Source organism: Capnocytophaga sp. (assembly GCF_030532915.1).
Classification (GTDB): Bacteria; Bacteroidota; Bacteroidia; order Flavobacteriales; family Flavobacteriaceae; genus Capnocytophaga.
In genome coordinates this window covers 1-10746 of sequence record NZ_JAUNKD010000056.1, presented here as the reverse complement: position 1 = coordinate 10746, position 10746 = coordinate 1, and the positions used below count along the sequence as shown (strand labels likewise).

Annotated in this window: 9 protein-coding genes; 5 read left to right on the top strand and 4 right to left on the bottom strand. The window is 38.5% G+C overall.

Annotated features, from left to right (window positions below):
- Nucleotides 1–92 precede the first annotated feature (92 nt).
- A complete protein-coding gene (locus tag Q4D72_RS11520) occupies nucleotides 93–2402 on the top strand; it encodes a TonB-dependent receptor (RefSeq protein WP_303078036.1) in 2310 nt (769 codons plus the stop codon).
- Nucleotides 2403–2863: 461 nt separating this feature from the next.
- Here the strand turns inward: Q4D72_RS11520 and Q4D72_RS11515 are convergent, their stop codons facing one another.
- Nucleotides 2864–3712 (bottom strand): hypothetical protein, encoded by an 849-nt coding sequence (locus Q4D72_RS11515; protein ID WP_303078033.1) that lies wholly within the window; start codon nucleotides 3710–3712, stop codon nucleotides 2864–2866.
- Between the two features lie 260 nt (nucleotides 3713–3972).
- Here Q4D72_RS11515 and Q4D72_RS11510 point away from each other — a divergent pair, with 260 nt between their 5' ends.
- Together Q4D72_RS11510 and Q4D72_RS11505 are read left to right on the top strand one after the other, a co-directional pair.
- The gene (locus tag Q4D72_RS11510; protein WP_303078032.1) at nucleotides 3973–4269 is read left to right on the top strand and encodes a hypothetical protein; all 297 of its coding nucleotides are present in this window, start codon (nucleotides 3973–3975) and stop codon (nucleotides 4267–4269) included.
- Between the two features lie 16 nt (nucleotides 4270–4285).
- Nucleotides 4286–5050, top strand: coding sequence for a hypothetical protein (locus tag Q4D72_RS11505; protein WP_303078030.1), 765 nt, complete (start codon nucleotides 4286–4288; stop codon nucleotides 5048–5050).
- Nucleotides 5051–5086: 36 nt separating this feature from the next.
- Here the strand turns inward: Q4D72_RS11505 and smpB are convergent, their stop codons facing one another.
- Nucleotides 5087–5542: an SsrA-binding protein SmpB gene (gene smpB / locus Q4D72_RS11500; protein ID WP_303078028.1), complete on the bottom strand. Its 456-nt coding sequence runs from the start codon at nucleotides 5540–5542 to the stop codon at nucleotides 5087–5089.
- Nucleotides 5543–5763: 221 nt separating this feature from the next.
- On the opposite strand from smpB, the gene Q4D72_RS11495 reads away from it, so the two are divergent.
- Together Q4D72_RS11495 and Q4D72_RS11490 are read left to right on the top strand one after the other, a co-directional pair.
- On the top strand, nucleotides 5764–6741 hold the full coding sequence (locus tag Q4D72_RS11495; RefSeq protein WP_303078027.1) for a pyruvate dehydrogenase complex E1 component subunit beta: 978 nt from the start codon (nucleotides 5764–5766) through the stop codon (nucleotides 6739–6741).
- A gap of 430 nt (nucleotides 6742–7171) precedes the next feature.
- Nucleotides 7172–7786: a 4'-phosphopantetheinyl transferase superfamily protein gene (locus Q4D72_RS11490; RefSeq protein ID WP_303078025.1), complete on the top strand. Its 615-nt coding sequence runs from the start codon at nucleotides 7172–7174 to the stop codon at nucleotides 7784–7786.
- A gap of 99 nt (nucleotides 7787–7885) precedes the next feature.
- On the opposite strand, the gene gyrB is transcribed toward Q4D72_RS11490, so the two are convergent.
- Nucleotides 7886–9838, bottom strand: coding sequence for a DNA topoisomerase (ATP-hydrolyzing) subunit B (gene gyrB, locus Q4D72_RS11485; protein WP_303078023.1), 1953 nt, complete (start codon nucleotides 9836–9838; stop codon nucleotides 7886–7888).
- A gap of 152 nt (nucleotides 9839–9990) precedes the next feature.
- A complete protein-coding gene (locus Q4D72_RS11480) occupies nucleotides 9991–10374 on the bottom strand; it encodes a PH domain-containing protein (protein ID WP_303078021.1) in 384 nt (127 codons plus the stop codon).
- Between the last annotated feature and the right edge of the window lie 372 nt (nucleotides 10375–10746).

Sequence of the window (10746 nt, the reverse complement as noted above, 5' to 3'; positions counted from 1 at the left end):
TATTTATTTAAAAAAAGTCTAAATAAATTTTGTGTTTTATATGGAAAGTAATACTTTTGCAGCATCAAAACTTTTAACATAAATAATTACCTATGAAACGTAAGTCAATTACTACAAAAATACTACTTGGCACACTTACGGCAAGTAGTTTCACAATGGGGTTTGCTGCAACGGTGAATGCCTTGCCCTTAGCGAACAAAACGAATATCTGCATACAATCCGATGAAATTCGCGTTAGCGGTGAGGTAACCGATGAAAACGGAAATCCGATGGTGGGAGTTGCCGTGGTGCTCAAAGGAAAAACGCACAAAGGTACACAAACCGACCTGCAAGGGCGTTTTTCAATTGAAATACCCGCCGAATCCGTATTGATATTTAAACATTTAGGATATAAAACACGTGAAATTTTAGTACAGGGACAAAAAAATATTTCCGTTACAATGACCCCCGACACCCAAGAGCTCAGCGAGGTAACCATCACCTCAACCGGAGCCAAGCGGGAGGTGAAAAACTTTGCCGGAACGGTTAATATCGTTTCATCTTCTCAAATCAAAGAACTCGCCTTACCTACCGTGGGCGATGCCATTCGGCTTATTCCCGGTGCTAACTATACCGATGAAGATGGACGCGGATTGCGACCCGGTATCGGGCTTCGCGGACTTGAACCCAACCGAAACAGCAGTACCCTTGTGGTTATCGACGGAAAAATCCCTATCGGGCAAAGTTATTCCGATATGGGAGGATATTATATGATGCCCATCGGAGCTGTTGAAAGTGTGGAAGTTATTAAAGGAGCTTCACCCGCCTTGTACGGAAGCGGAAGTATCGGTGGGGTGGTTAATATCATTACCAAAAAAGGAAGTTTAACGCCTTACACAAATCTTTCTCTTCGATACGGAAACCATAATCAATTAAATTTAGGCATAGAAACCGCAGGAACCAATGCCAACGGAAATTTTAACTATTATGCGGGATTACATCGCCGACAAGGCGACGGGTTTAGAAACTCGCGCAGCAAGTTTTACACCAATGACTTGACACTTAACTTGGGCGGAAAACTTTCTGAAAAAGATGAACTTAATTTCTTCTTTAATGCCTTTGAGGAAGACTCACAAACCCCCGGCGGACTCTCACAAGCACAATGGGACACCGACCCTACGCAATCCGTAAATCCACACGATTTTATGCAAATAATGCGGTTTAGTGGTTCAGTCTCTTACAAAAGACATTTCGATGAAACAAACAACCTAACTACTGCACTTTACGGTGGTTATTTCAAACGTGATTGGTGGTTTGACAATCGAAATGCCGACACCTCAAAACGTGCCTTTCAAGGCGTGCTTCGTGATGTGCCTGTTATCGGGCTTTTCTCTGATTATGAGCGAACAAATTCTTTGTTTGGGAAGAAAAACAAATTGCTGACCGGTATTCGTTTGCACGGCGATATGACAATGAACAATACTGTACAAAACAAAGATATAACACAGTTCGGACAAAAAACAGGAAGTTCATCATCAAATGTAACAAACTCTATTTCAGTGATAGAAGCCTATATTTTTGATGAATTACACCTGACCGATAAGTTCTACATCAACCCGGCTTTGCGTTACACTCACGGCAGCTATGCACAAAAGAATTATGTAAACGGAAATTGGACTGATAATAAAAAAGAAAATGCTTTCATCTACTCACTCGGCTTATTCTACAAGTTTTCAGACAAATACCGAATCTATGCCGTTTATTCCAAAGGATACCAAATGCCCCGTTATCGCGATGCACTTGAAACCAAAGGCGATTTAGATGCTGAAAAATCAAATAATTATGAAATCGGTATTCGATTGCAACCCGCACATTGGTTTGAAATGGAAGTCACGGCTTACTTGCTTGATTTCAACAATAAAATTTTCAGAGAAGGCGGACTTTTGAACAACGGCGGAAAAACCCTGCACCGCGGAATTGAACTCAACGGAAGCCTCTACCCGATTAAAGGGTTAAAACTCTATGCAAGCGGTGCCATTCAACGAGCTACTATTGAAGAAGGACAGCACAAAGGCAACCGCGTGCCGTATGCACCTCGATACGTAACGACGGCAGGCATAAAATATCACTTGCCATTAGGTAACGGAACGTTGATAGCCAATGCGTATGCTAATTTTGTTAGCACCCAATTCTCTGATGCTAAAAATACAGAAATTGCTTCGGCAAACGGCAATGTAGGGGTTATTCCGCGTTACCAACTCTTTAATGCCACACTGAATTATCAGTTAAACAATTGGAATTTTAGCCTCAACGGATTGAATTTATTTAACCACAAGTACTTCACCTTCCGTCACGCTTCGTGGGGAGGCATTATGCCGGCTGCCACACGAAGCCTTTCAGCAGGAATTGGTTACAAATTCTAATAAAGCGATATAACTATTTCTTCTTACCTAAAAAAGAAACCTAAAAAGGTAGCAAACGGATGTTCGCTACCTTTTTTTTAATATAATTAATTGAAATATAAATGTTTTAGGCATATACAATACACCCACATTGAAAACATTCATTTTTGGGCAAATTGCAATTTGCCCATTATGTAAATCCATGTTGTAGGGGCGAAATATATTTCGCCCGTTATGAAAAAATTTGTGTGGCAGGTGAAAAATATTTTGATTTATATTGAAAATATACGTTTTGGGCGAATTGCAATTCGCCCCTACAATAGAAACACACGTGTATGGACAAAAATGTTTTTGTTTTGCATTAAAACCATCCGTTTTTCCCAAAAAACAAAACAACAACGGCAGAAAACCTCTATTTTCTGCCGTTGTTGTTTTGTTTCGGACTTATGAATGCTCGTCGGGGTTTATCCACCTAAAAAATTTTATTCTGCATAGAAAATTTTATAGGTATATTTAGAAGGAACATCTTCTTGTATATCCACCGTAACAGAAGTCGGACGCAATTTTTGGTCAAACTCATACGAAATATTTCGCTCTGATTTACTGGTACCCCTCATATACGTGTACTTTTGAAGATAGTGTTCTGAACGCAACCCTAACGATTTAGTGAATAGGAATTTTATTTCAGTATCCGATGTAAATCTTGTTAGAAAAAAGTTTAAATCCGGATACACGGTGTTCTTTGTGTCCATATAATCATAGGTTTGTGTTACTTCTGTTTCTCCCTTGCTGTTTTTGCTTTCTATTTTGACAAGGGTGTTGCCGTTCCAACTTGTCAACACTTCGGGGAAGAAACTTGTTTTGCTTTTTATTTGTCTGCTCGTTGCATCATAAACAAATCCCGTTTCAGTAGTTACTTCATCTCGAGTGCTGTTTTTAAAAGAACGCGTTTTTTTAAGTTGCACAACCCGTTGCTGGGTATCTAAATCAACCTCAAACAGCGTAGGCTTTGCCAAATTGGTTACAACCTGATTTTCTTTGTAGGTTATCAAAACCTTGTTTTGCGGATAAGCAATTTCTGTTTCTATTTTTTGATTTTTTTGCGGTCTGTTTTCCGTTACTTTATTCAGCCGTTTGTTCGTATCATACGCAAGTTCAATTACTCTTTCAAGTTGATTCTCAAAATATTCCTCAATTTTAACAATCTTATCTTTTTCAAGATTTTCTTGCACAGGGGGCATAACAAGTGTATCATCCTTACTGTCAGAACCACAGGCTACCAATCCTACTATTGATAATCCCAAAATAAATTTCTTTACCATAATTCTCATATTTTTATTAAATTCGGTGCAAAGATACGGAATATTTAACAAAACAGGTTTTACATTTTAAATTTATCACTATTTTAACACTTACAACGATATAGTGACTTTTGTCATATTTTATATACAAACAAAAGTTTCGGAATATTTTTCGTCTTGATTTTCACCCGTTTTTCCTAAATTTTTAATGCAATCGCTCCAAAAAATTCGTTTTTTAAAAGAAAATAACCTATTTTTGCTACTGAAATGAATTGCAAACGCTTAATTTTATGAGTTTTGGAGGACACGCCTTGGAGATAATAAAGCGCATCAATGCCAATGCAGCCCTAAAAAAGGGACATCGGGAGAAATTCACCCAAAAGGGGAAACAAATCATCTTAAAAACAACCGATTCACCCCTTTTATTTACCAAAAACGACCTCAATGAAGCAGAAATCGACAAAATCAAGACTGAAATTAGGCAAAAACTCAAAAAAGAACGCCGAAAAGAAAGTATTTTTACAATAATTCTGGCGCTTTCTGTCTTTTTAGCTTTACTTTTGTGGTTTCTTTCAATAAAAAACTAAATTTTGTAATTAAAAAATGAAATATTCCGTTTCTTCCGAACTTGCCGAACGTATTGAAGTCGGTTACACCCTTTTTTCCGACTACAAAATCGGACAAAAACTATCCATCGACACCGGTTTTCTATCCGAAAACGAAGTAAAACTACTCACAACCACACCGTTGCGGAAAATTCCGTTGGAGTTGATAGCTTCGTACGTAAGTGAAGTGGATTCGGAAAAAATGTCCGTTAATGAAATGCGGTATTTTTTGCCGCGAATGCTGGAATTGCTGGCACATCGGCACATTTTGTACATTTCGGAAGAATTATCACTCTCAAAATGCCGATTTGATGCCAAAAATCATTGGAAGGAAAGCGAAATACGATTTTTGCAAGCCTATGCCGAAACTTTTTTTGAGGACGAACTCGACAGAGAGCATATTGATTTTGTAAGCGCTGTTAATTGGCTTATTTGTTTCGGGTTGAGCGGTTTAGACATTCAGCCGTTACTGCGGATTTGGACGCAAAAAGCCTCCGAACTTACCGCTATCTGGCATTTTTGGGAGTTACACAACGGAATTTTCGTGAGCAACAACTCCGTTTTTTACTGCAATTATGCTGAAAATCACCCCACTTTAAACGATGAAGTAACCCGCTGGCTCAATGACGTGTCCGTTTTGAAGGCATTCCGAAAAGGCATTGAAAATCAGCTTTTTTCTGAGCAAGAGCTGAACGCCGGAGTGTTGTACCATCTTGAAAATTTGCATTCTGTTTTGGAAAAAAAATTATCAAAAAGCTCATAACGGGCAAAACCTCAAAAAAGTTACGCAATTTTTAAACTATCGTAATTTTTTGATTCTGTCCAAGTTGCGTTTATTATCTCGTTCTTTGATGGTTTCGCGCTTGTCGTACAATTTTTTACCTCGTACCAAAGCGATTTCCAATTTTGCCAAGCCTTTTTCGTTGATGAACAACCGCAGCGGAACGATAGTTAATCCGGTAGTTTTCACTTCTTTATGAAGTTTTTTAAGTTCCCGCCGTTGCAACAACAGTTTGCGCTCGCTTTTGGGTTTGTGGTTGTAATAAGTCCCGTAGGCGTACTCTTCAATGGTCATATTAATCACAAAAAGTTCGCTTTTTTCGTTAAATTCGCAAAAACTTTCGGCAATGGAGGCTTTCCCCAAGCGAATGGACTTTATTTCGGTACCAACCAGCACAATTCCGGCGAGATATTTATCCAAAATCTCGTATTCAAACTTGGCTTTTTTATTGAGTATGTTGATGTTTTTCTGCATAACAGGGCAAAAGTAGTGAAAAGGATGAACAAATGAAAAATCAAACGCTCAAAAATTAATTTTTTTAAAAAAACATTTTATTATTTCATTTATTATCAGATAATTACAGAAATAAGCAGAAATACTTTATCATTATATGCCTGAAAAAAATATGAAATTCAATAATTATATGTATTTTTGTGGTTTAATTTTAGTAAAGATAAAAAAATATTTTCATAGAAATGAGAACGATACAATTCAGAGAAGCCATTTGTGAGGCAATGAGCGAGGAAATGCGTCGCGACGAATCGATTTACCTAATGGGCGAGGAAGTAGCCGAATACAACGGAGCGTACAAAGCCTCAAAAGGAATGTTGGACGAGTTCGGACCTAAACGCGTGCTTGACACCCCGATTGCCGAGCTTGGATTTGCCGGAATTTCGGTAGGTGCCGCAATGAACGGAAACCGCCCCATTGTTGAGTTTATGACCTTTAACTTTTCATTAGTAGGGATTGACCAAATTATCAACAACGCAGCCAAAATACGCCAAATGTCAGGCGGGCAAATCAATATCCCAATTGTTTTTCGAGGTCCTACGGCTTCTGCCGGACAGCTTGCCGCCACGCACTCACAAGCCTTTGAAAACTGGTTTGCCAACTGCCCGGGGCTGAAAGTGGTTGTACCTTCAAACCCTTATGACGCAAAAGGTTTGCTAAAATCGGCCATTCGCGATAACGACCCCGTTATTTTTATGGAATCGGAGCAAATGTATGGCGATAAAGGCGAAGTACCTGAGGGTGAGTACACGCTTCCGTTGGGAGTTGCCGATGTGAAACGCGAAGGAAAAGACGTCACCATCGTTTCGTTCGGAAAAATCATTAAAGAAGCCTATGCCGCTGCCGATATTTTGGCAAAAGAAGGCATTGAGTGTGAAATTATTGACTTGCGTACCGTTCGCCCGATGGACAGCGAAACCATTTTAAAATCCGTACGAAAAACCAATCGTTTGGTTATTTTGGAAGAAGCGTGGCCTTTTGCCAGCGTAGCGTCGGAAATTACTTACCAAGTTCAGGAAAATGCATTTGATTACTTAGATGCTCCTATTCAGCGGATTACCACAGCCGACGTACCGGCTCCTTATTCTCCTTCATTATTGGAAGAATGGTTGCCTAACGCCAACGATGTGGTAAAAGCCGTAAAAAAAGTGATGTATAAATAAGCCATATTATTTCCATTTATGTTAGAAATCCTTATGTTGGTCTCATAAGGATTTCTTCATTTTTAATACGCTCGTTTCTGAAAAAATTCTTTGATTTAATCCTAAAAAATAGATTCAAATTGCAATAATAAACTAAAAATATGCCCGTTTTTACGTTATAGATTTCTATATTTTTTGTTAATTCTTTACGGAATCATCTATTAGCAAATGTTAAATAAGACTATCTCTATTTTAACAATTATTAAATAAATAAACTTCTATAAATAGCTAAAAAAAAGATAACTATTCATATTTTGAGCTTATTTTTTAACAATATTTTTTTGTTAAAACGTATTTGAAAAATATTATATAATAGCTAAAAATTAAAATTCAGTTGCCTAAAAGCAAAAAAATCAATAGCTTTGCGCTTGAAAAAAGAGAGATGATTATTATGCCGTTATTTGAAACCATTAACGTAGATGAGACAACTTGTCTTTATGTTTGGAAGGTAACCGAATCACTTGACTTTTTGGAACAAGAAGTCAGTTTGGAAGGGGTTCATCAAGTAAAATACGACGCCATTAAAACAGAAAGTGACAAAAAAAACTTTTTAGCTACACGTTGCATTTTAAAATCTTTGGGCTATGCCGGCAAAGATTTATTTTACGATGAAAAAGGAAAGCCATTTTTAAAAGATGGTAAGCACATTTCCATCAGCCATTCGTTTAATATGGTTGTGGTTGTCGTTAGTGAAAAACCTGTTGGGGTGGACATTGAAAAGAAGAGAAAGAAAATTGTGGATGTTGCCGAAAAGTTCACACAGTGGGACTATCGTGACACTTCTTTCTCGGCGCGCAATGTACTTCAAAAACTAACAATGATTTGGTCAGCCAAAGAAGCCGGATTTAAGGCACACGGTGATCCGAACATCACGGTGAGTCAGGTGCTGGTGAAGGATTTTTTCCCGAATGACACCCAAACAAAAATCAAAATCGGAGAAACGTTTTACAATGTTTCGTTTATGAATTTAGATGATTTTGTGTTGGCGTACTGTCAGGCTTCCTAAAAACATAATTGAGCCACAAGGCGTTGTCTCTAAAAACAAAATCCGTCATACAAATTCTGTATGACGGATTTTTCAATATGAAAAATTAATTTAAAAACCCTACGCATCTATCTTAGCATATTTTGCATTCTTTTCGATAAACTCACGACGCGGCGGCACCTCATCGCCCATCAACATCGAGAAGATACGGTCAGCCTCGCTAGCGTTATCAATCGTTACTTGACGAAGCGTTCTATGCTCCGGATTCATTGTGGTTTCCCAAAGCTGGTCAGCATTCATCTCACCCAAACCTTTGTAACGCTGAATGGTTGTTCCGCCACCGAAATCTTCACTCAACTTATCGCGTTGTTTGTCATTCCAAGCATACTCTTTTTTGCTTCCTTTTTTAACCAAATAAAGTGGTGGCGTGGCAATGTACACATAACCGCTTTCAATAAGTTCACGCATATAGCGGAAGAAAAACGTCAAAATAAGAGTCGTAATATGCGAACCATCCACGTCGGCATCACACATTATCACTACTTTATGATAACGCAATTTTTCCAAATTAAGCGCCTTGATTTCAGGGTCGTAATACACGCCCAAAGCACTGTAAATATTGCTTATCTCTTCATTGTCAAGCACTTTTACAAAAGTGGTTTTCTCAACATTCAATATTTTTCCTTTTAGGGGAAGAATGGCTTGATAGTTTTTGTCACGCCCGCTTTTGGCGGTTCCGCCCGCCGAGTCTCCCTCCACAAGGAACAACTCACATTTTTCAGGGTCTTGTTCAGAGCAATCGGATAATTTTCCGGGCAATCCACCACTGCTCATTACCGTTTTGCGTTGCACTTGTTCACGGGCTTTTTTTGCTGCCTGACGCGCCTGCGCCGCCAAAATCACTTTTTCAACAATAGCTTTGGCATCAGCGGGATTTTCCTCCAAATAGGCTTCGAGCATATCCGAAACGGCTTGCGAAACCGCTGCCGTAACCTCACGATTCCCTAACTTGGTTTTGGTCTGCCCTTCAAACTGAGGCTCAGCTACTTTTACCGAAATGATTGCTGTTAATCCTTCACGGAAGTCGTCGCCCACAATTTCAATCGGGTTCTTTTTGTCCTTGCTGGCTTTTTCAAGCAATCCCGTTTTATCGGCATACGATTTCAGCGTACGCGTAAGCCCCATACGAAAACCTTGCAAGTGCGTTCCACCTTCCGAAGTGTTGATGTTATTTACGTATGAATATAAATTTTCATTAAACGAATCGTTGTAAATCATCGCAACTTCCACCGGAATACCCGATTTTTCGCCTTCCATCGCAATTACGTTATTGATAATTGACGGGCGGCTGGCATCCAAATATTTTACGAATTCGGTAAGTCCGTTTTCGGAATAAAATTTCTCGGAGATATAGTTGCCTTTTTCGTCTTTATTTCGTAAATCGGTTAAGTTGATGGTAATTCCTTTATTCAAAAATGCCAATTCACGGATACGGGCAGCCAGTGTATCGTATTTATATTCAAGCGTTTGTTGAAAGATTTCTTCATCGGGCTGAAACGTTACGGTAGTTCCCCGCTTGTCAGTATCGCCCACTTGTTTTACGGGATAAAGTGCCTTTCCGCGAGAATATTCCTGTTGGTACATTTTTCCGTCGCGACAAACCGTTGCCGTTAAATGCACCGAAAGAGCGTTCACGCACGAAACTCCCACCCCGTGCAAACCGCCCGAAACTTTGTACGAGCCCTTGTCGAACTTACCTCCGGCACCGATTTTGGTCATTACCACTTCCAAAGCCGAAACGCCTTCTTTTTTGTGAATATCCACGGGAATTCCGCGCCCGTTATCTTCCACCGTAATGGAATTATTTTCGTTAATCGTTACCGAAATTGTGTCGCAATATCCTGCAAGTGCCTCATCAATAGAGTTATCCAACACTTCATACACCAAATGATGCAACCCTCGTGGTCCCACATCGCCGATGTACATTGACGGACGCATACGCACGTGTTCCATTCCTTCCAGTGACTGGATATTATCGGCTGAATATTGACTTTTGTTTAATTCTTCACTCATTTTTATTTATGCTGTTCTAAAAAAATAATAGTTTACAAAGATACAACTTTTTACGAAAACTACAAAAAAATAAAAATTTATTTTTTGCTACGAGGGCGTTTGCTTGCGCTATGGCTAACTGTATATAAAAAATAATTTAACTGCGTAACAACTTACAGAATATAGCTGGCAAGAATGCGCTGCACCTCATAAACATTCACGGATTTATTAAACTGCTTCTGAATGCTTGGTTGATGCTCTCCCGACACCCAAATTTTCAGCTCGGCGTCTAAATCAAAGCTCCCTGCCGTTTCAATACTGAACCGAGAAATACTTTTATAGGCAACAGACATATATTCCACTTTCTTTCCGGTAAAACCCTGCTTATCAACCAATATTAATCGTTTGTTCGTGAAGATAAACATATCGCGAATCAGCACAAAACCCAGCTCAATACGCTCTCCTTCAACAAGAAGTTGCCCATATTCACGATTCAATTCCTCCTGTGACACCTGACTGGCACTGCCAAAAACACCCGATAGAAAATTCTTAAACATAATCGTTCTTTTTTGAGATTTAACTCCACAAAAATAAGGCTTTTATGGCTTATCAGCAAATAAATAAGCAACATTTTTTCCCGAGTTTTATCATCACAAAGTAATTCACCCTATTTTTAGTTTTTCCGAAACCTTAGATTTATGATATTTCTTTTCAGTTTTTTAGCCATTTCTATAATTATAATGACTTTTATGGCAATTCACACTGAATAATGCTTAATTTTTTCCTGTTAAGCTATTTTTTATATGTATTTTTACAATTTTATTGCTTACAAAAGTATTTTTTAGATTTACAAATCCATTTTATATGCTTACAAAAATATATTTTACTCTTACAACAGCATTTTTTAGATTTACAAATCTATTTTATAT

Excerpts from the sequence above, each read along its gene's own strand:
- Q4D72_RS11505 (WP_303078030.1), top strand. The coding sequence starts at position 4,286 with ATGAAATATTCCGTTTCTTCCGAACTTGCCGAACGTATTGAAGTCGGT.
- Q4D72_RS11510 (WP_303078032.1), top strand. The coding sequence starts at position 3,973 with ATGAGTTTTGGAGGACACGCCTTGGAGATAATAAAGCGCATCAATGCC.
- Q4D72_RS11490 (WP_303078025.1), top strand. The coding sequence starts at position 7,172 with ATGCCGTTATTTGAAACCATTAACGTAGATGAGACAACTTGTCTTTAT.
- Q4D72_RS11515 (WP_303078033.1), bottom strand. The coding sequence starts at position 3,712 with ATGAGAATTATGGTAAAGAAATTTATTTTGGGATTATCAATAGTAGGA.
- smpB (WP_303078028.1), bottom strand. The coding sequence starts at position 5,542 with ATGCAGAAAAACATCAACATACTCAATAAAAAAGCCAAGTTTGAATAC.
- Q4D72_RS11480 (WP_303078021.1), bottom strand. The coding sequence starts at position 10,374 with ATGTTTAAGAATTTTCTATCGGGTGTTTTTGGCAGTGCCAGTCAGGTG.
- Q4D72_RS11520 (WP_303078036.1), top strand. The coding sequence starts at position 93 with ATGAAACGTAAGTCAATTACTACAAAAATACTACTTGGCACACTTACG.
- Q4D72_RS11495 (WP_303078027.1), top strand. The coding sequence starts at position 5,764 with ATGAGAACGATACAATTCAGAGAAGCCATTTGTGAGGCAATGAGCGAG.
- gyrB (WP_303078023.1), bottom strand. The coding sequence starts at position 9,838 with ATGAGTGAAGAATTAAACAAAAGTCAATATTCAGCCGATAATATCCAG.